Origin of the sequence: uncultured Brachybacterium sp. (assembly GCF_947500705.1) — a bacterium.
Taxonomy (GTDB): domain Bacteria; phylum Actinomycetota; class Actinomycetes; order Actinomycetales; family Dermabacteraceae; genus Brachybacterium.
The window spans coordinates 1-24,242 of record NZ_CANMSY010000011.1 but is presented as its reverse complement, the minus strand read 5'-3'; the positions used below and the strand labels follow the sequence as shown (position 1 = coordinate 24,242).

Sequence of the window (24,242 nt, the reverse complement as noted above, 5' to 3'; positions counted from 1 at the left end):
CGATGGCTACGCTGGCGGGGTCCGCACCCGTTCTGCCCCAGGAGGACCCTGTGACCGCTTCCGCGCTGTCCATCCCGACCACGACTCTTGCCGACGGCACCGCATTCCCGCTGATCGGTTTCGGCACCTCCAGCATGAAGGGGGTCGAGGGCGCCCGCGCGATCGGTGCGGCGCTGCGCTCGGGATACCGCCTCATCGACTCCGCGGCACAGTACGGCAATGAGGCCGCCGTCGGGCAGGGGCTGCGGGACAGCGGCGTCGACCCCGACGAGGCGCTGGTGACCACCAAGATCGCGGGCGGTGACCAGGGCCGCGAGGCAGCACGCGAGGGCTATCTCAGCTCGTTGCGGCGGCTGGGCCTGGACCGTGCCGCGCTGGTGCTCATCCACTGGCCGAACCCCTCCCGCGGGCTGGCTCTGGACACCTGGCGCACCCTGATCGACCTCAAGGAGGAGGGGAAGGCCCTGCACATCGGGGTCTCGAACTTCCGGCCGGAGCAGCTGCAGGAGCTGATCGATGCCACCGGGGTGACCCCCGAGGTGAATCAGATCCAGCTCTCCCCCGCCCTGGCACGCACCGAGGCGGTCGCCTTCCACCGCGAGCACGGCATCGTCACCCAGGCCTGGGGCCCGCTGGGTGGCCGCGACGGTCTCTCCGCGCAGTTCGCGCTGCAGAAGGTCGCGGCCAAGCATGGGGTGGAGCCCTCGCAGGTCTCGCTGCGCTGGGCGATCGACCAGGACATCGTGGTGATCCCGAAGTCTCAGGATCCCGAGCGCCAGCGGGCCAATGCGTCCCTGGAGTCGATTCGGCTCGACGAGGAGGACCGCACCCTGCTGGCCTCCCTCGATCTGGGGGAGGACGCCGCCTGGGACTCGCGCGAGCACGAGGAGTGGTGACCGCAGGCAGCCGCTTCGTGCCGGGCCCCGAGCACCAGGTGATCGTCTTCCTCACCGGCTCGGGGATCAGCGCCCGCACGGGGCTCGGCACCTTCCGCGGGCCTGAGGGTCTCTGGGCGCTCGAACCGGAGACCGAGCAGGCGATGCACGCCGAGCTGCTCCCGGACTCGCTGCCGCAGCTGTGGCGGGTGTGGGGGCGGATGGCCCGGATCGCGCTCGAGCACGGCCCTACCCCTGGGCATCGCGCGATCGCCCGGCTGGGCGCCCCGGTGATCACCCAGAACATCGACGGGCTGCATCAGGCGGCGGGCAGCGAGGTGGTCGCCGAGCTGCACGGCAGCGCCCTGCGCACGGTATGCCTGGACGAGCACTGCACGTGGACGGCGCTGCTCACGCCGGGAGACGGCTCCCGACCCACGGACCACGGCGTGCCTGCGAGGTGCCCGCGGTGCGGGGCTCCGTCGCGCCCCGATGTGGTGCTCTTCGACGAGCAGCTCCCTCAGCCCGCGCTCGAGCTCGCGATGCGGCTGGCGCAGCGCGCCGATCTGTTCGTGGTCGTCGGGACCAGCGGGGTCGTGTTCCCCTCCGCGCAGCTGGCACCGCTCGCGGCGGCGCACGGCGCGACGACGGTGCTGATCGACATCGATCCGCCCGTCGGCTCCAGCACGCTCTTCGACCATGTCCTCGCCGAGGACGCCCATGAGGTGCTCCCGGACTGGGAGCGGCATATCCATCGCGTGGGCGGGACGTCCTTCCTGGACCCCTTCCTGCTCTGAGCCAGAGCGCTCAGATCCAGATCGCGGGGTCCATCTGCTCCTCGGGATGGGCGGCGCCGGTGCGCACCGTCGCCGGGATGCCGATGGCGGTGGCCCGGGCAGGGACGTCCTTGACGACCACCGCGTTGGCCCCGATCTGGGCATCCTCGCCGATCACCACCGGGCCGAGCACGCGCGCACCGGCACCGATGGTCACACCGTTCTCGACCGTGGGATGGCGCTTGATGCGCTCCATCGAGCGGCCCCCGAGGGTGACCCCGTGGTACAGCATGACGTCATCGCCCACCTCGGCGGTCTCCCCCACCACCACGCCCATTCCGTGATCGATGAAGAAGCGGCGCCCGATCGTCGCCCCGGGATGGATCTCCACCCCGGTGATCGATCGCGCTCCCTGGGCGAGGACCAGCGCAGGCAGCTTGGCACCACGCGTCCAGAGGCGGTGGGCGATCCGATGGGTCCAGATCGCATGCAGACCCGGTGAGGTCAGCAGGATCGACAGGTCATCGGTCGCTGCGGGGTCACGGCGATGCGCCGCCGCGAGGTCCTCGCGGACCGTCGCGACGGTGCTCATCACCCGATCCAGCGGGCTCTTCGCCATGATCGTGCTCCGCGCTCAGTCCGCGAGCTCGGCGTACAGCGGGGTGGAGAGGTAGCGCTCGCCGAAGGAGGGCACCACCACGACGATGGTCTTCCCCGCGAACTCCTCGCGGGAGCCGACGCGCACGGCGGCCTCGATGGCGGCGCCGGAGGAGATGCCCACCAGCAGACCCTCGGTGCGGGCCACGGAGCGCGCGCGGTCCATGGCGGTCTCCGCGTCGATGTCGATGACCTCGTCATAGATCTCGCGGTCCAGGATGCTGGGCACGAAGTTCGCGCCGAGGCCCTGGATCTTGTGGGGGCCGGGCTGGCCGCCGTTGAGGATCGCGGACTCCTCGGGCTCGACGGCGATGATCTTCACCCCGGGCTTGCGCTCCTTGAGCACCTGGCCCACACCGCTGATGGTGCCGCCGGTGCCGATCCCGGCAACCACCACGTCGACGGTGCCGTCGGTGTCGTTCCAGATCTCCTCCGCAGTGGTGCGGCGGTGGACCTCGACATTGGCGGGGTTGTCGAACTGGCGCACCTGGACCGCGCCGGACTCGGCGGCGATCTCCTCCGCCTTCTCGACAGCGCCTCTCATCCCCTTGGGCGCCTCGGTGAGGATCAGCTCGGCGCCGTAGGCGCGCAGCAGCATGCGCCGCTCCTTGGACATCGACTCGGGCATCGTGAGGATGACCTTGTAGCCGCGGGAGCTGCCGATCATCGCGAGCGCGATACCGGTGTTGCCGCTGGTCGCCTCGACGATGGTGCCGCCCGGCTGCAGCTGGCCGGACTTCTCCGCGGCGTCGATCATGGCGACACCGATGCGGTCCTTGACGGAGCTGGCCGGGTTGTAGAACTCGAGCTTCGCGACGATGGTCGCCTTGACCTCGTCACCCAGCCGGTTCAGCTTGACCAGCGGGGTGCGGCCGACGAGTTCGGAGACGTTCTCATAGATGGGCATGCTGCTCCTTCACGAGGTAAGGTCCGCACGCGGCGGCTCCAAGATGTTCTTGGCCCGATCATAACCGTCCCTCCCGGACATCTGCTCGGATTCACGGGTCCCGCACAGGTTCTGGGCCGAGGTCTCCGCCCCTGCCGACCAACGTCGGAGGACTTCTCACGGATCTGGTCCGTACGCTCGCCTCATGGACTCCTCGCCCGCCTCCGCATTCCCGCACACGAGCGCTCTGGCCGCGGTCCGCTCTTTCCCGAGGGTTCTCGCTCTCTGCGCGCTGCTCCTGCTCGCACTGTCGGTCCTGATCCCGGCTCCGTCCCACGCGGTGCCACCGAGCACGGTGTCGGTGCTGGACACCACCGGTTCCGTCGAGAAGTCGGCGCTCGAAGACGAGCTGGCGGAGGTCGACTTCCGCACCGAGGTGGACCTGGTGGTGCTGGTCCTGGACGTCACGGATCACGGCTACAGAGCCTCCGAGGACACCGCACTGAACGACGCCGTGCTCGACCATGCCCGGACCTCGGACCCGGAGCTGCTCTCTCCGGATGGTGAGCACTTCGCCGACGGCACCGTGATCCTCGCCCTGGACCCGGTGGGCCGTTTCCTCGGCACCTACGCCGGTGAGGACGTGAAGCTCAGCGAGGGCGACTTCAGCGCGGTGCAGGAAGCGATGACCGAGGACGCCCAGGATGGTCAGTGGCATGCTGCCCTCCAGGCCGGTGCCGAGAAGTACGCAAACCTGCTGCTGCGACCCTGGTGGCAGCATCCCGGCCTCCTCGTCGCCGGAGCGGTCATCGCGGCTACCGCGGCGCTCTCCATCCTGGGCCTGTTCGGGATGCGCCGTGCGGCCCGTCGGCGCGTCGATCAGTCCTTCCCCCGCTACCACGACGTGCTGACCAAGCGCGCGCTCACCGATGCCGCAGCGCGCACCATGCCCACCACGTCCCCCTATGCGCAGGCCGTGCTGCAGGATCATGAGGAGTACGGGCAGAGGATCGCGGAGGCCGAACGGCTCCACGCCGAGCTGCCCGCACCGGAGCACCGCGGCCGGAGCTGGGGCTTCACCTCCAGCCACCGCGCGCTCGCGCGCGACTTCGAGGAGACCGTCGGCTATCTCGACGACACCGATGACGCGATCATCTCCGCAGCCGATCTGCTGCATCGGATAGGTGACTGGCGTACGGCCTGGCAGCGCGAGCTGGACCCTCTGCAGGATTCCCTCTCAGGGCTCGAGGAGGTCCTCGCGAAGCGGGAGGAGATGTCGGAGGCGGAGCGGCAGGCTGCCGCGGAGCTGACCGACCTCGGTGGGGACGTCGCCCGTGAGTTGGACTCCCTCACCGCGCAGCTCAAGGCTGATCAGATCGATCCCGATTCCGCGCTCGAGCGCCTGGACACCCTGACCCGGGAGCTCTCGGCGGCGGTGATGCGGCTCCAGGAGATGCGCATCGCCGAGGTCGCCGAAGACGACGGGGAGGCCGAGGTGCTGCGGGAAGCCGCCGACGACGTCGACTTCTTCGAAGAGGACGAATACTCCTCGCTGCGAGCACGCCGCCATCGACACGAATCCGGGGACTCCGGCAACGATCTGTTCTGGAGCCTCAGCCCGGTGCTGTGGTACTCCAGCTGGCACCACGAGTCGGCCTCGGCCCTGGAGACGCACCGCAATCCGTCCTCCTCGAGCGGAGGCAGCACCTCGGGCTACTCCGCCGGAGGCTTCTCCGGAGCCGGCAGCTCGAGCCGCTTCTGAGCGGGCCGGTGCGCCTGGCCGCCCAGGCGCACCGGAACGGCCGAGGCCGTGAGCCCCGATCGCTCAGCTGCTCAGCTGCTCAGCTGCTCAGCTGCTCAGCTGCTCAGCTGCAGCTCAGTAGACCATTCCCATGTACTCCCGCACCTTCGCCAAAGTGCCCTCCGCTGCGGCATTCGCCTTCTCGTTGCCTGCGCGGAGCACCTGGAAGAGGTAGCCCGGATCCTGCTCGAGCTCGGCGCGGCGGGCGCGCAGCGGGGCGAGGTGATCGTTGAGCGCCTCTGCGGTGAAGATCTTCAAGGTGCCGGAGCCTGCGTCGCCGATCTCCTCGGCGATCGCCTCGGGAGCTCGGCCGGTCGCCTGCGCGGCGATGGTCAACAGGTTCGCGACCTCGGGCCGACCCTCGGGGTCGAAGGTGATCTGCCTATCGGAGTCGGTCTTGGCCTTCTTGATCTTCTTGAGGGTCTCGTCGGCGCTCATGCGCAGCATCACGGTGTTGCCGCGCGATTTACTCATCTTGTGCTCGCCGTCCAGGCCCAGGATGGTCGGGGCCTCGGAGAGCAGCGCATCGGGCTCGGGGAAGAACTCCTCGCCCCCGGCGTAGCGCTCGTTGAAGCGACGGGCGATCACCCTGGTCTGCTCGATGTGGGGAAGCTGGTCCCGGCCCACGGGAACGAGGTTGCCGTGGCAGAACAGGATGTCGGCGGCCTGGTGGACCGGATAGGTCAGTAGCAGCCCGCCCATGGCGGATTTCCCGGCGGCGGAGAGTTCGGTCTTCACGGTGGGGTTGCGCTCGAGCTCCGGCTGGGTGACCAGCGAGAGGAACGGGAGCATCAGCTGGTTCAGGGCCGGCACCGCGGAGTGGGCGAAGATCGTGGAGCGTTCGGGATCGATCCCCGCGGCCAGGTAGTCGGTGAGCAGCTCGCGCACCGATCCCTTGATGTCACCGATGACCTCACGGTCGGTGATCACCTGGTAGTCCGCGACGATCAGCCAGGTCTCGACACCCGCGTCCTGTAGACGCACCCGATTGCGCAGCGAGCCGAAGTAATGGCCGATGTGCAGGGCGCCGGTGGGGCGGTCGCCGGTGAGCATGCGCAGGCCCGAGGGGTCGGTCTGGATCTGGGACCAGATCTTGTCGCTGCGCTGCTGGGCGGTGTCATAGCTGGTGCGGGTGTGGTTCGGTGCGGTCACCACTCCATGCTAGCGGCCCCGTCGGGTGCCCCCGCCGTGGAGCCGCGCACGATCAGCTGGGGCTGGACCACGACTTGGGTCCGGGCGGGCCGGCGGGACTCCTCGCCGCCGCTCAGCGCCGTGCGCACAGCGGCGCGGGCGATGGATCCGACGGCCTGGCGCACAGTGGTCAGCGGCGGGTTGGTCAGGGAGGCCCAGAAGACGTCGTCGTAGCCCACCACGGAGACGTCGCGGGGCACGCTCAGGCCCTGGGAACGGACTCCTTCGAGGGCGCCGGCGGCCATCACATCCGAACCGCAGACGATCGCTGTCGCCCCGCGCTCGACCAGGTCGCGCGCCGCCTCATAGCCTCCCGCGTAGGAGAAGTCGGTGAAGGCGACGGGCTGCGGCTGCTCGGCCCAGTCGGCGGTCTCGGACTCGAAGGCCCGCAGCTTCTCGCGCACCGGCCAGGTGTGCTCATCCCCCACCGCGAGCCCGGCCCGCTGATGCCCGAGCTCCTGGAGGTGGACCAGCACGGCGTGCATCGCATGTTCGTCATCAGTCGAGAGGAAAGCGGCATCGAGATCGTCCTGCACGCCGTTGATGAGGACCAGCGGGATGCCCGCCGCCGTCACCTCCCGGTAATGGTCCAGCGGCCCTCGCTCCTGGGCGTGATGGCCGGAGACGACGATGATCGCCTCCACCCCGCTGTGCAGAAAGCGCTGCAAGATCTCGCGCTCACGCTCCACCGTCCGGGCCCTGAGTGCCACCAGGGTGGACGCTCCGCGCTCGAACAGCTCGGCCTCGATGCGCTCCGCCCAGGCCGTGAACACCTGGTTGTCGAGATCGGGGACGAGCACCCCGACGAGCGGCCCGCCGCGCGCCGCATCAGGTCCCGCGTCACGACCCATCCGGCGCGCCACTTCCAGCACCGACCTGCGCGTCGCCTCATTCACGCCCGCGCGGCCATTCAGCACCCGGGAGACGGTCGCCTCACTGACGCGGGCGCTCTTCGCAATATCGATGAGCCGTGCCATCGAGCCCTCCCTCCGAGCCGCATCGGCATCCTCGCCGTGGCCAAATCGTCATCTGCAAGTTCTTGCGTATTCTTGCACAGTCGCCGTCTCGGGATCTAGAGTGTGGCCATCAGGCACCGTCCTGGACCGGTCGAGAACGACCACGATTCAAAGGAGAAGACGTGCAGATCCGTCGAAAGAGTTTCCTCGCCCTGGGTGGCCTCGCCGCCTCGATGACCGTCCTCGCCGCCTGCGGCGGGAGCGACTCCGACACCGGTGGCGACACCGGCGGTGGCGCCTCCGACGGCGGCGGCGCCGCCAGCGGAGGCGGCTCCGAGGGACGCCTGGTGATCTGGGCCGACGAGGAGAAGGCCCCCGCCCTCGAGCCCTCCGCCAAGGCATGGGGCGAGGAGAACGGCATCGAGGTCGTCGTGGAGGTCGTCCCCGGTGACGAGCTCCAGACCAACTTCATCACCGCCAACCAGGCCGGCAACGGCCCGGACCTCACCATGGGCGCCCATGACTGGATCGGGAACCTGGTGCAGAACGGCTCGATCTCCCCGGTGCAGCTGCCCGCGGACGTCAGCGACACCATCGCCCCCATCGGCATCGAGGCCGTGACCTACGACGGGCAGACCTACGGCGTGCCCTACGCGGTCGAGACCCTCGCGCTGTTCGCGAACCACGACCTCACCGATGCCCCGACCCCGGGCACCTTCGAGGAGCTCATCTCCGCGGCGGAGGCCGGCGGCGCCGAGAACATCCTGTCGCTCCCGATCGGCGAAGAGGGCGACCCGTACCACATGCAGCCGATCTACACCTCGGCCGGCGGCTACCTGTTCGGGAAGGACGCCGAGGGCAACCTCGACCCCTCCGACATGGGGGTGGGCAAGGAGGGCTCGCTCGCAGCGGCCGACAAGATCGCTGCGCTCGGCGAGCAGGGCGTGCTGAAGAACTCCATCACCGGCGACAACTCGATCTCGTTGTTCACCGAGGGCAAGTCCGCCTACCTGATCTCGGGTCCGTGGGCTCTGGCTGACGTGCGCAATGCAGGGTTCGAGTTCACCGTGTCCGCGATCCCCGGCTTCGAGGGCATGGAGGACGCCGCACCCTTCGCCGGCGTGAACTCCTTCTACGTGGCCTCCAATGCAGCCAACGCCGGCTTCGCCCAGCAGTTCATGACCGATGTCGCGTCCTCCCCGGACGTCGCCAAGGCGATGTACGAGGCGAACCCGCTGCCCCCTGTCAACCTCGAGCTGCGTGAGGAGATCGCGTCCACCGACGAGCACGTGATTATCTTCGCCGAGGCCGCAGAGGCCGCCGATCCGATGCCCGCCATCCCGGCGATGTCCGCGATCTGGGGCCCGCTGGGCATCGCTCAGGCCAACATCGTCGGCGGTGACGACCCGCACCCCGCGATGCAGGCCGCGGGCGAGGAGATCACCACCGCGATCGGCTGAACCCCTCGGCTGATCCCCTCGAGCCGATCCGCCGCTGTCCGTCGCCCCTGCGGCCGGCGCGGCGGATCGGCTCGAGGGGTGCCCTCACCCCAGCTCGCAGCCCCGCCTACCCCTGATCCTCTGAAAGGCAGAGTCGCCTCATGACCTCGACGCACGCTCCCGTGCACCGGACCCGGTCCACGTCGGTCCCGGCAATGGTCACCCGCATCCTGGTGCTCGGCATCACCCTCGCGGTGACGGTGTTCATCGCCCCCGTGCTGATCTCCCAGCAGTCCTGGATGTGGCTGACCGTGCTCCTGCTCTCCGCAGCGGGGATCTTCGCCCTCTACTCGACCAAGCGCTTCGTCCCGGGCAAATACCTGTTCCCGGGCACGTTCTTCCTCTCGATCTTCCTGATCCTCCCGATCATCCTCACGGTCGGATACTCCTTCACCAACTACGGCGACGGCACCCGCGGCACCAAGGAGCAGGCGATCGGCTCCATCGTCGCGAACTCGGTGCAGCAGAGCCCTGACGCCCCGCGCTACGCCATGACCGTGGCGACCACCGGCACCGCTGCCGAGGGGCCGTTCGAGCTCTTCCTGGTCGACCCCGACGACGGGACCGTCTATCGAGGCGACACGGAGAACGCGCTCGAGGAGGTCCCCGCCGGCGACGTCACCGTCGCCGAGGGGCGGGTCACCGACGTGGACGGGCTGACCGTGCTGAACGCGGCCGAGGTCAACGCCGTCTACAACGATCTGATCGAGCTGACGGTCCCCGTGGACGACTCCTCGGCCGTCCGACCCCTCGGCGTGAACCAGGCCTTCGTGGGCACGACGGTGCTGCAGTACGACGAGGGCGCCGACACCATCACCGACACCGCGACCGGAGAGGTCTACACCGTCGGGCTGATCGGTGATGAGGAGTACTTCGTGGACTCCGACGGTCAGCGCGCCTTCTCCCAGAGCTGGCTGCAGAGCGTGGGCATCTCGAACTACGAGCGGCTGTTCACCAACCCCACCGTCGCCGGGCAGTTCTTCTCCGCCTTCGTCTGGACCCTGGTGTTCGCGGCGGGATCGGTGCTGCTGACCTTCGCACTGGGCTTCGCGCTCGCCCTGATCCTCAACGATCAGCGGCTCAAGGGGCGACGGATCTACCGCTCCATCCTGATCATGCCGTACGCGATCCCCGGCTTCATCTCCCTGCTGGTCTGGTCGAACTTCTACAACCAGGAGTTCGGTCTGATCAACCAGACGCTCGGGTTGAACCTGAACTGGTTCGGCGATCCGACGCTCGCGCAGACGGCGGTGCTGCTGACGAACCTGTGGATGGGCTTCCCCTACATGTTCATCGTCTCCACCGGCGCTCTGCAGGCGATCCCCGATGAGCTGACGGAGGCCGCCCGGATGGATGGCGCCTCGCCGCTGCAGGCCACCTCGAAGATCGTGCTTCCGCTGCTGCTCGTGGCCGTGGCGCCGCTGCTGGTCTCCTCCTTCGCCTTCAACTTCAACAACTTCAACGCGATCGAGCTGCTCACCGGCGGCGGTCCGTTCCCCGACGGCTCTGGTCGCGGTTCTACGGACATCCTGATCTCGATGGTCTACCGCATCGCCTTCGGCGGCTCCGGAGCCGACTTCGGCTTCGCCTCCGCGGTCTCGGTCTGCCTGTTCATCCTCACCGGTGTCCTGGCGGCCATCCAGTTCCGATTCACCAACGTCCTCGAAGACGTCAACTGAGCCTGCGGAAGAGGTCCATCATGAGCTCCACCACTGTTCCGCCCCTCAGCGCGGCCGCTCCGCAGGTCGGCGCGAAGCACCGCATGCCCTTCGGTCGCTGGTTCACCGAGATCGGCTGGCGGCACGTCATCGGCGTGCTGGCGGTCGTCTTCGCCGTCTTCCCGATCCTGTTCGTCGTCTCCGCCTCGCTGAACCCGAGCGGTTCGCTGACCTCCGCCGGCCTGGTCCCCACCCAGGGCGTCACCTTCGATCACTACGCGGCGATGCTCAGCGGGGAGCGAGCGAACTTCCTGCGCTGGTACCTCAACACGATCATCGTGTGCGGGGTCGTCGCCATCGGTCAGGTGTTCCTGTCCCTGCTGGCCGCCTATGCCTTCAGCCGCTTCCGCTTCCGCGGCCGCCGCGGCGGCATGCTCGCGGTGCTGCTGGTGATGATGTTCCCCGCGATCCTCTCGATGATCGCCGTGTACACGATGATCTCGGACCTCGGAGATGCCGTGCCGATGCTGGGCCTGAACACCCTCGCCGGCTACATCGCGGTGCTGATGGGCGGCGCCTTCGGCCAGGTCTGGCTGCTCAAGGGCTTCTTCGACACCATCCCGAAGTCTCTGGACGAGGCGGCGATCATCGATGGCGCCAGCCACTGGCAGACCTTCACCAAGATCCTGGTGCCCTCGATGACACCGATCCTGGCGACCACGATCCTGCTGGCGCTCGTCGGCTCGATGAGCGAGTTCCTGATCGGCTCGATCTTCCTCACCGACGATTCGAAGAAGACCCTCGCCGTGGGCATGTACGGCATGTTCTCCTCGGACCGCTCGAACAACCTGGGCGTCTTCGCCGCCGGCTCGGTGATGGTGATGATCCCGGTGATCGTCCTCTACCAGTTCCTGCAGCGCTACATCGTGGGCGGCTCCACCGCCGGTGCGGTGAAGGGCTAGTTCCCGATTACCATCGACCGCATGCCAGCAGCTTCTCCGACCGACCCCGGGTTCGACGTCGTCGTACTCGGGGCCGGTCTGAACTCCCTGAACCTCACCATCGCGTTCCACCAGCAGTACGGGATGCGCTGCACCACGGTGGTGCGCATCCCGGTGGCGATGAACGAGCGCACCGTCACCTCGGATCTGCTCGTCCTCGGCGCCGACGCGAGCGATGAGGACATGCGCGATGCGCTCATCGATCTCGCCTCGCAGCGTCCCGCCGGCCGGCCGGCGCTCCTGCTCACCAATGCGGATTCCCTGGTCGAGGTCATCGATCGCTTCCGGCGGGATCTCGAGCAGCATTACCTGCTCGCCCAGGTCGATGCGCAGCTGCTCTCCCGCCTCGCTGACAAGGCGGAGTTCGCGGAGATCTGCGAGGAGCTCGGCATCGGCACCGTGCCCACGGTGATCGTCGACTTCTCCCGCACCACGGAGCCCGACTGGAACGGCGGGGAGGAGCTCCCCTGGTCCTACCCGGTGGTGGGCAAGGCGGCGAACACCGCCGAATATCACCACGTGCAGTTCCCGGGGAAGAAGAAGGTGTTCTTCCTGGAGACCGCCGCCGAGCAGCAGGACCTGGTGCGGCGGCTGCGGGAGTCCGGCTTCACCGGGCGCTTCCTGTTCCAGGAGCTCATCGAGGGCGATGACACCGCCCAGCGCTCGATCACCGCCTATCGCAGCAGTCGCGGAGAGGTGACCCTGCTGTGCGCCGCGCAGGTGCTCCTGGGCGAGCACACCCCCGAGGCGCTGGGTCGACCCGCGGCGATGATCACCGGTGACTTCCCGACGCTGACCGCCGCCGCCGAGAGGTTCCTCGACGCGGTGGACTACGTCGGCTTCGCGAACTTCGACGTGAAGATCGACCCGCGCACCGGCCGGGAGTGCTTCTTCGAGATCAACCCGCGCATCGGCCGCAACAACTATTACGTGACCGCCGCCGGGGAATCCGTGGCCCGCCATGTGGTGGAGGACCGTGTGCATGGCCGCGATCTCGAGCAGGTGGTGGTGACCGCTCCGGTCCTCTACACGATCCTGCCGCTGCGCCTGGTGCTGCGCTATGTGCGCGATCCCGCTCTGGCCGAGCGGGTCCGCCGCGTGGCGCGCACGCGCCTGCGCAACCCCTTCCGGTACGGTCCGGAAGGTCTGTGGATGCGTGCCTATTCGGTCGTCTCCGGACTGAACTTCGTGCGCAAGTACCGCGCCGTCTACCCGCGTCCCACCGACACCGGATTCTGAGCTCCGGTCCGAGCCCCCTGGAAGGTCCTCCCCCGATGCCCGACACCCCGCCCCGCCCGTATGCCGCTCTGCCGAGCTCTGAGGTCGATCTGGTGCTGCTCGGTGGTGACATAGGCATCTATGCGCTCGCGCGCGCCTTCCACGAGAAGTACGGCACCGTCGCCACCGTCGTGACCCGCAAGGTCGCCGGGCCGGTCGCGGACTCCTCGATCCTGCGCACGGTCGAGCTGGGGATGTCCGCGTCGGAGGAGGACATGGTCCAGGCGCTGCTGAAGGTCGGTGCAGACAAGGCCTCGCGCCCCTCCGGCACCCGCCCGGTGCTGCTGGCCAACGCCGACTTCCTGGTGGCGCTGATCGCCGCCCACCGGGAGGAGCTGGGCAAGCACTTCCATCTGCCCCTGCTGGCCGATGAAGTGCTCCACGCGGTCGCGGACAAGGCGACCTTCTCCGAGATGTGCACCGAGATCGACGTGCCCACGCCGCGCACGGTGGTGCTGGACTTCGCCTCCGGAACCGCTCCCGAGGTGCCCGAGCTGGAGCTGGGCTGGCCGCTGGTGGCCAAGGCCTCGCGGTCCTCTGCGTACAACGCGGTCTCCTTCCCCGGGAAGCGGAAGGTGTTCGAGATCGAGGATGTCCACCAGCTGAAGGACCTGATCACCCGTCTCACCGACGCCGGATACCGGGATCGCTTCGTGCTCCAGGAGATGATCCCGGGGGACGACACCGCGATGCTGTCGGTCACCGCCTATGTCGACACCCAGGGCGCGGTCACCCTGCTGGGGGGTGCTCAGGTGCTGCTCGAGGAGCACACCCCGGGTGCGCTCGGGAACCCTGCAGCGATGTTCACCACCGACCTGCCCGAGGTGTTCGAGCAGTCGGTGCGCTTCCTCGAGCACAGCGGTTACCGCGGGTACGCGAACTTCGATGTGAAGATCGATCCGCGCGATGGTGTCGCCAAGTTCTTCGAGGTGAATCCTCGCATCGGTCGCAACAACTACTACATGACCGCTGCCGGCGCCAATGTCGCCGAGCCGGTCGTCGCGGACCTCATCGAGGAGCGCGAGCTGACGCGCCTGGTCCCCCGCCAGGAGATCCTCTACTCGATCGTCCCCTGGCCGCTGCTGCGGCGCTACATCGTGGATCCGGATCTGCGGGACCGGGTCCAGCAGATCCGCACGCGGGGCACCGTCCATCCCCTGGCCTACGGGGTCGAGGGCTGCAGGCGTCGCCTCTACGTCCTCACCGCGATGGCGAACCAGGTCAAGAAGTTCCTGCAGCACTACCCGCGCCCGTCGACCCACGGTTTCTGAGTGGCCGACAGGCGCGGCCGGGCAGGTGGTCGACATACTCGCCCAGCCTGCCTACTCTGGCCGGTATGACCGAGACCACTTTCCTCCTGACCTCGAACGCCATTCCCAACGGATCGGACGTGGCTCCGCAGCAGCTGGTGGAGAACCTCGGCGGTGAGAACCTCTCCCCCGACCTCCACTGGAGCGGCGCTCCCGAGGGGACCCGTTCCTTCGCGATCACCTGCTACGACCCCGACGCCCCGACCGGCTCCGGCTTCTGGCACTGGGTCGCCTGGGACCTTCCGGCGTCGGCGAGCTCGCTGCCGCTCGGAGCCTCCCGTGAGGACTCCTCGCTGAAAGAGGCACGCAACGACTTCGGCAACGTCGGCTATGACGGCCCCGAACCGCCGGCCGGCGCACCGCACCGCTACCAGTTCTCGGTGCACGCCCTGCCGGTGGAGTCCCTGGGCGTCGATCCGCAGGACCCGCACGTGAGTGCTCGCTTCGCGATCTTCTCCCAGCAGCTCGGCTCTGCCTCGTTCACGGCCCGCTATCAGGTGACTAGCTGAAATACTAGGGGGAAACTCTCCGCGACGGCTCGGGCGCGCCCCGTTTCACCTCTTCGAGACCGGTCGTAGGCTCGAATCATGAACAGCAGGACAGCTCAGGGTGCGTCTCGAGGTCAGGAATCAGACCTCGGTCTGATACCTCTCCACCGCACGGAGGACGCCCGCTCCGCCCCGGAGTGGGAGGCTCGAGGGGTGAACATGCGGAAGAAGCGCCCCGGCCCCCACGCAGAGTCCGATTCGCACCGTCCCCTGCGCGTGCTGATCACCACCGACTGGTGGGAACCTGTGGTCAACGGTGTGGTCGCCTCCGTCCAGACATTGCGCCGAGGACTCATCGCGCTCGGTCTCGACGTGCGGGTGCTGACGCTCTCCCAGGGGATCCGCCCCCATCACGAGCCCGGCGTCTACCGCATCGGCTCGGTCTCCGCGGCGATGCTCTATGACCGTGCACGGATCGGCATGCCCTCGAGCCGCCGCGTGCTGCGCGACATCCTCCGCTGGCGCCCCGACGTGGTCCACTCGCAGGCGGAGTTCTCCACCTATGTGTGGGCCCGTCGGATCGCGCGCACCCTCTCGGTGCCGCTGGTGCACACGTATCACACCATCTATGAGGACTACACCCACTACTACTCGCCCAGCCGCACCATGGGCCGCAAGTTCGTCGAGACCTTCTCCCGCCGCGTGCTCGCGGTGACCGACGCCGTGATCGTCCCCACCGCCAAGGTCGCCGACCTGCTCACCGGCTACGGCGTGCACCGACCGCTGCACGTGGTCCCCACCGGACTGGACCTGAGCCGGTTCCGTCCGGCACAGGACGAGCAGGAGCGCGCCGACATCCTCGCACTTCGAGCAGAGCTGGGCATCGCCGAGGGGCAGAAGGTCCTGATCTCGATCTCCCGCCTGGCCAAGGAGAAGAACCTCGACGAAGTGCTCGAGATGGTCGCGGCAGCGGACCGCCCCGACACGGTGCTGGTGATGGTGGGTGATGGGCCCTACCGCTCCGAGCTCGAGGCCCATGCCGTCTCGCTCGGCATCGCGGACCAGGTGCGGTTCATCGGAGTGGTGGACCCGGCCGAGGTCCAGCGCTGGTACCGCGTGGGGGATGTCTTCGTCAGCGCCTCCCTCAGCGAGACCCAGGGACTGACCTTCATCGAGGCGATGGCGGTCGGGCTGCCCCTGCTGGCACGCCGCGATCCCTCGCTGACGAACGTGATCCTCGATGGCCGCACCGGCTGGCAGTACGAGGACGCCGCCCAGTTCTCGACCCACCTGAGTGCGCTGCTCGATGATCCGCTGCGACGCGAGCAGATGTCCGTGGCCGCGCTCGAGCACTCCCACGCCACCTTCGGCGATCAGGACTTCGCACGCAGCGTGCTGGCTGTGTACGAACAGGTCCATGCGCAGCGCTCACCGCTGGTCCTCCGCCAGCAGCCGGTCGCAGCATGAGCACCGCCACCGACAGCATCCCCGTGGCGCAGACCGTCCGCCCGACGGCACCGGCGGTCCCGGCCGCGTTGCACTCTCCACCGGCCCTGATGCTCGCGCAGGCAGCTCTGCTGGAGGATCGCCCACGCCGGGATCCGCTGCGGATCGCCGCGCGGTTCTCCCCGCTGCTCGGGCTGGGCCTCAGCGTCGGTCTGATCTGGTGGGGGCTGCAGACCGGGGTGCTGCAGTCGCTCGAGAACCTGCAGGCCTTCATCGACTCCCTGGGCGCCTGGGGCCCGATCGTCTTCCTGGTGGTCTCCGTCGCCTCGGTGGTGTTCCCGATCGTGCCCGGCGGACTGCTGGTGCTCGCCGGCCCCGTGCTGTTCGGCGCGGTCGACGGCACGCTCTTCAACTACCTCGCGGTCTCCGCCGGCTCGATGCTGAACTTCCTGATCGCCCGGCACCTCGGCCTGTCGCTCATCGAGCGGCTCTTCCGCCCGCGCACGGTCGAGAAGTTCCTGGGCTGGACCCGCAGCCCCCACTTCACACGCGCCTTCGCCACCGCGATCGCGCTGCCCATCGCCCCTGACGACCTGCTCTGCTATGTCGCCGGCACCACCAGGATGCGGTGGCGCACGTACGTCTGGATCATCCTGCTGTGCAAGCCCTGGGCCCTGATCGCCTACGGACTCGGCGTCAGCGCGCTCGTGATGCGCTTCCTGCCCTGGTGATCCCTCCTGCACTGGTGAACGGAGCCACGACATGTTCATGAGATCTCGCGCCCTGCGGCGCCCTGACCATCTCCGGGGCCGTGCCCTGCGCCGCCTGGACCAGCTCGCCCGCGCGGTGCTCCCCGGTGGTGGGCCGCGCGGGGACCGGCACCCGGACGAGCCGCTGCGGGTGCTGATGCCCCGCGGCCTGACGGGCCTGGCCCGGGAGTCGGGCATCGGGGCCGCGATGCGTCATCAGGAGTCAGCGGTGCGCTCGCTCGGGCACCAGGTGGTCACCTCTCCCCTGCGTCCCTTCGACGTGGTGCATCTGAACACCCCCTTTCCGGACACTCCGGTGCTGGCGCACTGGGCACGACTATGGCGGCGCCCGGTGCTGGTGTGGGCCCACTCCACCGAGGAGGACTTCCGGGACTCCTTCACGGGGTCGAATCAGCTCGCTCCCCTGTTCCGGCGCTGGATCGCGCACCTGTATCGGCGCGGTGACGTGGTGATCACTCCCAGCGGCTACTCGCGAGAGCTCGTCTCCGCCCCGAAGTACGGGATCTCGGCACCGATCAAGGTGCTGTCCAACGGCGTGGACACCAGCTTCTTCCGGGCGGATCCGGCGGCCCGGGCGAGGCTGCGAGACGGGCTCGGGCTCTCCGCCGATGCTCCCGTGGTGATCAGCGTCGGCATGCACCTGGTGCGCAAGGGGATCCTGGACTGGGTGGAGGTCGCCCGGCAGCTGCCCGAGGTGAGCTTCGTCTGGTACGGGCGCACGGACCCTCGGCTGCTGACCGCGGAGGTCCAGCGGGCGCTGACGAGCGCCCCGGCCAATGCGCTGTTCCCCGGATATGTGAACGCGGAACGGCTGCGGGAGGCCTATGCCGGGGCCGACGTCTTCGTCTTCCTCACCAAGGAGGAGACCGAGGGGATCGTGCTCTGGGAGGCGCTGGCCGCCGAGATCCCGACCCTGGTGCGCGGGATCCCGCTGTACCGCGACGCGATGCCCGATGGGGTGCTCACGCACCAGGTCGCCGGGGACGGGCCCGAGTTCGCGGGCCGGGTCGCCCGGAAGCTCTCCGCGCTGCTCGCCGGCGAGCTCGACGATCTCACCGCTGCCGGGCGGCAGGCCGCGGAAGGGGTGGACCTGGCGCAGGTGGCGCTGCAGCTGCAGGAGATCTACCGCCTCGCCGGCATGCTGCCGCAGCGCGGCGCTTCTGAGGTCAGGACCGACGCGTAGGTCGCCAGACCACCAGCGCGCTGCCGCTGCTGCGCCGCCGGGGACGCTCACCACGGCGCAGGGCGCTGATCTCGCCATCCCGGTCGGCGGAGAACACGCGCCGCTGGGCGGGGGTCATCGCGCCGAGCTTCTCGCGGACGCTCTCGAGCGTGCCCTCGAGCTCGCTGACCTCGTCCTGCAGCTCGAGGATGCGTTTGATGCCGGCGAGGTTGATGCCCTGATCCTGGGAGAGCGTCTGGACCTCCCGGAGGCGGACGACGTCACGGGGGCTGTAGCGGCGGCCGCGTCCCCGGGTGCGCTGCGGCACGACCAGCCCCAGCCGGTCGTACTGGCGCAGGGTCTGCGGGTGCATCCCGGACAGCTCCGCCGCGACCGAGATCACGAAGACCGGGGCGCGGTCATCGAGGCGGTGCGAGGAAGCCATCGGGATGCTCCTTCCGAAGCGATGCAGCGGGCGGGTGCGTTCTCAGGTCGGCGTTCTCAGAGCGGCTGCTCGACCGGCTCGGGTGCGCAGCCGGCGGTTGCTGAGCGGTCGGGAACTCAGCGGGCCGCGGCCTCGGCGAGGCCGGCGCGAGGGTCCTCGTCGGCCAATGCCGCGCGCAGGTCCTCGATCGCCTGCTTCGCCGCGCCGTCGACGTGGGTGGGGACCGCGACCTGCACGGTGACGTGGAGATCGCCGGTCTTCTTGGTGGTGACCAGTCCCTTGCCCCGCACCCTCAGGGTACGACCGGACGGCGTGCCGGGCGGGACCTTCACGGAGACGGACTCCCCGTCGAGCAGCGGGACCGCCAGCGTGGTGCCGAGCACCGCCTCGTCGAAGGAGATCGGCACCGTGATGCGCAGGTTCGCACCGTCGGCGCTCCACACGGGGTGCTCCTCGACGTCGAGGGTCAGCAGCAGGTCACCGGCGGGTGCGCCGCCGGGTCCGGGGCGGCCCTTGCCGCGCAGGCGGATCTTCTGCCCGTCGTGCACCCCGGCGGGGATGCGGGTGGTGATGGTGCGGCCGTCGACGGTCAGGCGCAGATCGGTGCCCAGTGCCGCGTCGCGGAAGCTGACCCGGGTGCGGGCGGAGGTGTCGGAGCCCTTCGCGGGGGCGCGGTTCGGCGCGAAGCCAGCGGGGGCCCCGCCGCCGAAACCGCCACCACCGAAGCCACCGCCCTGGCCGCCGAACATCTTCAGCAGGTCGTCGATGTCGGGGTTCCCGGCACCGCCGCCGGGGGCGGGCCGAGCGCCCGGGTGACCGCCGCCGAACATCGAGGAGAAGATGTCCTCGAATCCGGCCCCGCCGGCTCCGCCCTGGCCGGCGGAGAAGCGCGCACCACCGGAGCCCATGGCCCGGATCGCGTCGTACTGCTGGCGCTGCTCCTCATCATTGAGGACCGAGTAGGCCTCGCCGATGCTCTTGAACTTCTCCTCGGCCTTCGCGTCGTCGGGGTGGTGGTCGGGGTGGTACTTGCGGGCCAGGGTGCGGTAGGCCTTCTTGATGTCCTGGGCGCTCGCGTCCTTGGAGACGCCGAGGACCGCGTAGAAGTCCTTGTCGAGCCAGTCCTGTTGGGACATGTGCGTCTCCTTCCGGGAGCGTGGGTGATGCTGGTGCTGTGTGAAGTGCAGAGAGGGGGCGGGCCCGCCGGTCGTGACGACCAGCGGGCACCGCACCGCCTCAGGGGGTGACGAGGGTCAGGCGGGGCCCCGGGTACCGACCCGGGCCGGACGCAGGATCCGCTCGTTCATCGCGTAGCCGGGCTGCATGACGATCGAGATGGTGTTGGTCTCGACGTCGTCGGCGTCCTCGTGCAGCAGGGCTTCGTGGAGGTTAGGGTCGAACGGCTCCCCCACGGCGCCGAAGCGCGTGAGGCCATGCGAACCGAGGACTTCCTCGAGCTTCTGCGCGATCGAGTGGAACGGGGTGCCTTCGACGATGTCGCCGTGCTGGCGGCCCAGCTCCACGTCGTCCAGCACGCCGATCAGCGAGCCGAGGACGCGAGCCACTGCCGCGTCCTTGCTCACCTCCGCCGCACCCTCGATGCGCCGCCGCGAGTTGACGTATTCCGCCTGCTCGCGCTTGAGCTGCTCGGAGAGCTCGGTGACCCTGCCCTCGAGCTCGGCGACGCGTCCGGCGTCGGCCGGGAGCGAGGAGTCCTCCCCGCCCTGGGCGGCCTGATCGAACAGCGCCGCAGCCTCGGCGTCGAAGGGGTCGACCGGGTCGGTGCCGCCCTGCCCCTCCGCCGCGGGGGTGGACCCCGAGGGACGGACGGAGCCGTCCTCGGGGTTCACCTTGCGCTTGTCGGTGAAGGAGAACCTCGGCTCGCCCTCAGGCCGCTCGCGGTCCTCAGGAGTGCTCTGGCCCTCGGTCATCACTTCTTCTCCTCGTCCTCGTCCACGATCTCGGCGTCGACCACGTCGTCATCGTCAGCACCGGCAGCGTCCTCGGAAGCGCCCTCGGCACCTTCCGCACCCTCGGCCTGCGAGTAGATCGCGGTGCCGACGGCCTGCAGCGCCTCGTTGAGGGAGTCGCGCTTGGCCTCGAGGTCCTCGGTCGAGGAGTCCTCCTTGGCCAGCACGTCCTTGGACTCCTTGATGGCGTCCTCGGCCTTTGTCTTGTCGCCGTCCTGGATCTTGTCCGCGTTGTCCTTGAGCAGCTTCTCGCCCTGGTAGACGAGCTGCTCGAGGGTGTTGCGGGCGTCGGCGTTCTTGCGGCGCTCCTCGTCCTCGGCGGCGTGCTCCTCGGCGTCCTTCACCATGCGGTCGATGTCCTCATCGGACAGGGCGGAGCCGCCGGTGATCTGGATGGACTGCTCATTGCCGGTGCCGCGATCCTTGGCGGTCACATGCACGATGCCGTTGGAGTCGATGTCGAAGGTGACCTCGACCTGCGGGATGCCGCGCGGCGCGGGGGCGATGCCGGTCAGCTCGAAGGTGCCGAGCAGCTTGTTGTCCCGGGTGAACTGACGCTCGCCCTGGAACACCTGGATCGCCACGGAGGGCTGGTTGTCCTCGGCGGTGGAGAAGACCTCGGAGGTCTTGGTGGGGATGGCCGCGTTGCGCTCGATGAGCTTGGTCATCACGCCGCCCTTGGTCTCGATGCCGAGGGAGAGCGGGGTGACGTCCATGAGCAGGACGTCCTTGCGCTCACCCTTGATGACCGCGGCCTGGAGCGCGGCGCCGACGGCGACGACCTCGTCGGGGTTCACGGACTTGTTGGGCTCCTTGCCACCGGTGAGGGCCTTGACGACCTCGGTGACGGCCGGCATGCGGGTGGAGCCGCCGACGAGGACCACGTGGTCGATGTCGGAGACGGAGACGCCCGCATCCTTGATGACCTGGTGGAAGGGTGCCTTGGTGCGCTCGAGCAGGTCCGAGGTCATGTCCTCGAACTGGGCCCGGGTGAGCTTCTCGTCCAGGTGCAGCGGACCGTTCTCGGTCATCGACAGGTACTGCAGCGAGATGCTGGTGGAGGTCGAGGCGCTGAGCTCCTTCTTGGCCTGCTCAGCGGCTTCCTTCAGGCGCTGCAGGGCGATCTTGTCCTTGGACAGGTCCACCCCGTCCTTGTTCTTGACCTGCGAGACCAGCCAGTCCACGACCTTCTGGTCCCAGTCGTCGCCGCCGAGGCGGTTGTCGCCGGCGGTGGCCTGGACCTGGATGGTCGAGCCCTCCTCGTCCTTGCTCACCTCGAGCAGGGACACGTCGAAGGTGCCGCCGCCGAGGTCGAAGACCAGGATCTGCTCGTCGTCCTTGCCCTTCTCCAGGCCGTAGGCGAGTGCCGCTGCGGTGGGCTCGTTGATGATGCGCAGGACGTTCAGGCCCGCGATGGTGCCGGCGTCCTTGGTGGCCTGACGCTCGGAGTCCGAGAAGTAGGCGGGGACGGTGATGACCGCATCGGTCACGGCCTCGCCCAGGTAGGACTCGGCGTCCTTCTTCAGCTTGCCGAGGATTCGGGCGGAGATCTCCTGCGCGGTGTACTTCTTCTCGTCGATCTCCTGGCTCCAGTCGGTGCCCATGTGGCGCTTGACGGAGGCGATGGTGCGGTCGACGTTGGTGACGGCCTGGCGCTTGGCGACCTCGCCGACGAGGACATCACCCTGCTTGGAGAAGGCCACGACCGACGGGGTGGTGCGGGAGCCCTCGGCGTTCGCGATGATGGTGGGCTGGCCACCCTCGAGGACGGCAACGGCGGAGTTGGTGGTACCGAGGTCGATTCCGACGACACGGGACATGGGTGCCTGCCTTTCTGCGACGGATGCGCCGCAACGGGTTCGTGCACTGCCGACCGTCGGGGCCGGCGGCAAGACTTGAGCTGTACGCACTCAAGTAGAAAACTCCGGATCGACGTTGTCAATCCGAGTGTCACTGAACTTGAGCACATCAGACTCAACTTCGACCTGGCCAGGTTCATTCCCGAGAGTGGGGAATGTGATGCAAGACACTTCTGTAGGTTCCGGGACAAGTTGGCCAGTTCCGGGTTTCTTGGCCAGCGCGTGTCAGATTTCCGGCGCATCTGTCAGACGGGCACGATGGACCTGTGGGCGGACGCGAGGTGTTCCTCCGGTACTGCACCGTCGCCGGCGACGAGGTCGCGACGACGTGGGAGGAAGCACGTGCCGATCTGATTGTTGAGGGCCTACCCGTGCGCGTGCCACCGACCTACCGGGGCCAACGAAGCTACCCAGGCCTGTTCTGGACCGCTACCAACGATCAGACGCTGGTCTACGAGAGCTTGCTGGAGCTGGATCGGCTATGGCTCGCGGACTTCAATCCGGCCGTGACCAGCATCTGTACGCAGCCATTCCAGGTCACGGGCCGCGACGGTGGTGGCCTCCGTAAGCACGTGCCTGACCTGCTGCTGATCAATGATGACGGCACACCGACGGTCGTCGACGTGAAGCCCGCTGCGTTCCTCGAGAAGCCGCGGGTCCGAGCCCAGTTCGAGTGGACGCGTCGACTCTGTCGCGAAAAGGGTTGGCGTTACGAGGTCTTCACTGGCGGCGACCCCATCGTGCTGCGAAACATCAAGCTTCTCGCCGTCGGTCGACGGCCCAGACGAGTGCCCGACGAGTGCCTGACGGAAGCGAGGGCAAGACTGGATGGGGCAGAGACCACTCTGGGCAAGGTTCTTGCCCGCTGGCCTGTGACCTGCGACGAGAGCATGTGGCGCGTGGCGGTTTTCGCACTGGTGTGGTCCGGCGAAGTCGCGATCGATCTGCATCGTCCCGCGAACGCCGAGACGATCCTTAGACGCACGGCTGGGGTGATGGTGTGACTACGGAGAGCCTGGATACATCGGTAGGGGCACGCCTCTGGTACGAGGGCGCGGCCTGGACTGTCGTGCAGATCGATGGGTCCACAGTGCTGTTGCAGTCGGCCGACCGCTACGTGCGCGTTCACGCGCCGGCGCTGGTGGGCGTTGCTCGACCGCTGGACGAGCCCTTCCATGATGACAGCCCGCACGCCGAACTTGACGCGGTCATCCTCGCCAGTTTGACCGGCGCTCAACGAGCTCGTATCGAGTCCGAAGCCGCGGTCTACAGCGAGCTCGTCCTGACCGTCAGTGACGTGCCGCTGGAGCACCGCTACGAGGAGGCAGCGGTGAAACTGGCGATCTCGGCGCGTTCCGCCAGGCGTCGCGCGAGCCGGTACGCCGAGCGAGGCCTGGCTGGTCTGGCCGATTCCCGCTTGTTCCAGCCATCCCGTCGCGCGGTCGCCCCGGAATGGGACCAGACCTGCCGTGAGATACTCGACTCATTCACGAACCGTTCGAACCCCACCATGCGCACCGTGCTTCGCAGGACGAACGCGCTCTACCTCGAGCGTCACCCCGGGTCTCCTATCCCGTCGCAGACGGTCGCCTACGAACGCCTTCGCGAGTTGGACAAGGGTCGGTACACCTTCGGCGCAGCGAAGCAGCGGCGCTCGGTGGCTGAGCGGCCCCAGGGGGTGCTCGGCCGACTGCGAGCCGATCGGCCGGGCCAGTTCGTCGTCCTCGATTCCACTCCGTTGGACGTGTTCGCGATGGAGCCGGTCACGGGCCGGTGGATCAATACGGAGCTGACGGTGGCGATGGACCTGTACTCACGGTGCATCCTGGGGCTGGTCCTGCGTCCGAGGAGGTGTCAAGTTTTCTGTGTAAGGGACCGGTCGATCGGCCTCTCTGCCGGATGGTCAGAGAGGGAGTCTGTTGGGGAACTGGACGGCGAAAGCGTTGAGGGCTTGATGCCATCCCTGGGTCCCGGTGCCGAGCTCTCCACCGCGGTGAGTCTCGATGTTCCGGATCCCCAGATAGACCAGCTTGATCGCCGCTTCGTCCGAGGGGAATGAGCCCCTCGTCTTGGTGATCTTCCGGAGCTGGTAGTTGATCGACTCGATCTGGTTGGTCGTGTAGATGACCTTCCGAATCTCGGGCGTGAACGCCAGGAACGGGATGAAGTCCTCCCACGCGTTCCGCCACGCCAGCACCGCCCCCGGCGCCTTCG

Annotated in this window: 22 protein-coding genes; 13 read left to right on the top strand and 9 right to left on the bottom strand. The window is 68.4% G+C overall.

Annotation, left to right across the window (positions count from 1 at the left end; translation table 11 throughout):
- The first annotated feature begins 50 nt into the window (after positions 1–50).
- Together Q0937_RS15525 and Q0937_RS15520 are read left to right on the top strand one after the other, a co-directional pair.
- Positions 51–896, top strand: a complete 846-nt coding sequence (locus Q0937_RS15525) for an aldo/keto reductase (RefSeq protein WP_299305533.1) — start codon at positions 51–53, stop codon at positions 894–896.
- A complete protein-coding gene (locus Q0937_RS15520) occupies positions 893–1,672 on the top strand; it encodes a Sir2 family NAD-dependent protein deacetylase (protein ID WP_299305530.1) in 780 nt (259 codons plus the stop codon). The genes Q0937_RS15525 and Q0937_RS15520 overlap by 4 nt, the downstream gene beginning before the upstream one ends.
- A gap of 10 nt (positions 1,673–1,682) precedes the next feature.
- Here Q0937_RS15520 and epsC read toward each other — a convergent pair whose 3' ends face one another.
- The gene (gene epsC / locus Q0937_RS15515) at positions 1,683–2,270 is read right to left on the bottom strand and encodes a serine O-acetyltransferase EpsC (protein WP_299305528.1); all 588 of its coding nucleotides are present in this window, start codon (positions 2,268–2,270) and stop codon (positions 1,683–1,685) included.
- 15 nt (positions 2,271–2,285) lie between these two features.
- Positions 2,286–3,215, bottom strand: coding sequence for a cysteine synthase A (cysK, locus tag Q0937_RS15510; RefSeq protein WP_299305525.1), 930 nt, complete (start codon positions 3,213–3,215; stop codon positions 2,286–2,288).
- A gap of 184 nt (positions 3,216–3,399) precedes the next feature.
- Between cysK and Q0937_RS15505 the strand changes: the two genes are divergently transcribed.
- On the top strand, positions 3,400–4,956 hold the full coding sequence (locus tag Q0937_RS15505; protein WP_299305522.1) for a DUF5129 domain-containing protein: 1,557 nt from the start codon (positions 3,400–3,402) through the stop codon (positions 4,954–4,956).
- Between the two features lie 114 nt (positions 4,957–5,070).
- On the opposite strand, the gene trpS is transcribed toward Q0937_RS15505, so the two are convergent.
- Positions 5,071–6,147 (bottom strand): tryptophan--tRNA ligase, encoded by a 1,077-nt coding sequence (gene trpS / locus Q0937_RS15500; protein WP_299305519.1) that lies wholly within the window; start codon positions 6,145–6,147, stop codon positions 5,071–5,073.
- Positions 6,144–7,163, bottom strand: coding sequence for a LacI family DNA-binding transcriptional regulator (locus Q0937_RS15495; protein WP_299305517.1), 1,020 nt, complete (start codon positions 7,161–7,163; stop codon positions 6,144–6,146). The genes trpS and Q0937_RS15495 overlap by 4 nt, the downstream gene beginning before the upstream one ends.
- 161 nt (positions 7,164–7,324) lie before the next feature.
- Between Q0937_RS15495 and Q0937_RS15490 the strand changes: the two genes are divergently transcribed.
- The 9 genes from Q0937_RS15490 (at position 7,325) to Q0937_RS15450 (ending at position 17,775) form a co-directional block, all read left to right on the top strand.
- Positions 7,325–8,602, top strand: coding sequence for an extracellular solute-binding protein (locus Q0937_RS15490; RefSeq protein WP_299305514.1), 1,278 nt, complete (start codon positions 7,325–7,327; stop codon positions 8,600–8,602).
- Positions 8,603–8,742: 140 nt separating this feature from the next.
- Entirely contained in the window at positions 8,743–10,320 is a 1,578-nt protein-coding gene (locus Q0937_RS15485) for an ABC transporter permease subunit (protein WP_299305511.1), read from the top strand.
- Positions 10,321–10,340: 20 nt separating this feature from the next.
- The gene (locus Q0937_RS15480; RefSeq protein WP_299305509.1) at positions 10,341–11,261 is read left to right on the top strand and encodes a sugar ABC transporter permease; all 921 of its coding nucleotides are present in this window, start codon (positions 10,341–10,343) and stop codon (positions 11,259–11,261) included.
- A gap of 21 nt (positions 11,262–11,282) precedes the next feature.
- The gene (locus tag Q0937_RS15475) at positions 11,283–12,539 is read left to right on the top strand and encodes a carboxylate--amine ligase (RefSeq protein WP_299305506.1); all 1,257 of its coding nucleotides are present in this window, start codon (positions 11,283–11,285) and stop codon (positions 12,537–12,539) included.
- A 35-nt stretch (positions 12,540–12,574) separates the two neighbouring features.
- Complete coding sequence (locus Q0937_RS15470; protein ID WP_299305503.1) at positions 12,575–13,849, top strand: carboxylate--amine ligase; 1,275 nt, start codon at positions 12,575–12,577, stop codon at positions 13,847–13,849.
- A 65-nt stretch (positions 13,850–13,914) separates the two neighbouring features.
- Positions 13,915–14,397, top strand: a complete 483-nt coding sequence (locus tag Q0937_RS15465; protein ID WP_299305500.1) for a YbhB/YbcL family Raf kinase inhibitor-like protein — start codon at positions 13,915–13,917, stop codon at positions 14,395–14,397.
- A 198-nt stretch (positions 14,398–14,595) separates the two neighbouring features.
- The gene (locus tag Q0937_RS15460; protein ID WP_299305498.1) at positions 14,596–15,843 is read left to right on the top strand and encodes a glycosyltransferase family 4 protein; all 1,248 of its coding nucleotides are present in this window, start codon (positions 14,596–14,598) and stop codon (positions 15,841–15,843) included.
- Entirely contained in the window at positions 15,840–16,553 is a 714-nt protein-coding gene (locus Q0937_RS15455) for a TVP38/TMEM64 family protein (protein WP_299305495.1), read from the top strand. Before Q0937_RS15460 ends, Q0937_RS15455 begins: the two co-directional genes overlap by 4 nt.
- Positions 16,554–16,584: 31 nt before the next feature.
- Positions 16,585–17,775, top strand: a complete 1,191-nt coding sequence (locus Q0937_RS15450; protein ID WP_299305492.1) for a glycosyltransferase — start codon at positions 16,585–16,587, stop codon at positions 17,773–17,775.
- Here Q0937_RS15450 and Q0937_RS15445 read toward each other — a convergent pair.
- From Q0937_RS15445 to dnaK, 4 genes are all read right to left on the bottom strand, one after another.
- Positions 17,759–18,199 (bottom strand): heat shock protein transcriptional repressor HspR, encoded by a 441-nt coding sequence (locus Q0937_RS15445; RefSeq protein ID WP_299305489.1) that lies wholly within the window; start codon positions 18,197–18,199, stop codon positions 17,759–17,761. The genes Q0937_RS15450 and Q0937_RS15445 overlap by 17 nt on opposite strands.
- A 116-nt stretch (positions 18,200–18,315) precedes the next feature.
- Entirely contained in the window at positions 18,316–19,335 is a 1,020-nt protein-coding gene (locus Q0937_RS15440) for a DnaJ C-terminal domain-containing protein (protein WP_299305486.1), read from the bottom strand.
- A 117-nt stretch (positions 19,336–19,452) separates the two neighbouring features.
- Entirely contained in the window at positions 19,453–20,130 is a 678-nt protein-coding gene (locus Q0937_RS15435; RefSeq protein WP_299305484.1) for a nucleotide exchange factor GrpE, read from the bottom strand.
- The gene (gene dnaK, locus Q0937_RS15430) at positions 20,130–21,989 is read right to left on the bottom strand and encodes a molecular chaperone DnaK (protein ID WP_299305481.1); all 1,860 of its coding nucleotides are present in this window, start codon (positions 21,987–21,989) and stop codon (positions 20,130–20,132) included. The genes Q0937_RS15435 and dnaK overlap by 1 nt, the downstream gene beginning before the upstream one ends.
- A gap of 305 nt (positions 21,990–22,294) precedes the next feature.
- Between dnaK and Q0937_RS15425 the strand changes: the two genes are divergently transcribed.
- Positions 22,295–23,032, top strand: coding sequence for a TnsA-like heteromeric transposase endonuclease subunit (locus Q0937_RS15425; protein WP_299305478.1), 738 nt, complete (start codon positions 22,295–22,297; stop codon positions 23,030–23,032).
- An 899-nt stretch (positions 23,033–23,931) separates the two neighbouring features.
- On the opposite strand, the gene Q0937_RS15420 is transcribed toward Q0937_RS15425, so the two are convergent.
- Positions 23,932–24,242 (bottom strand): transposase (locus Q0937_RS15420; protein WP_299305475.1); only part of this gene is annotated, 311 nt, incomplete at its 5' end.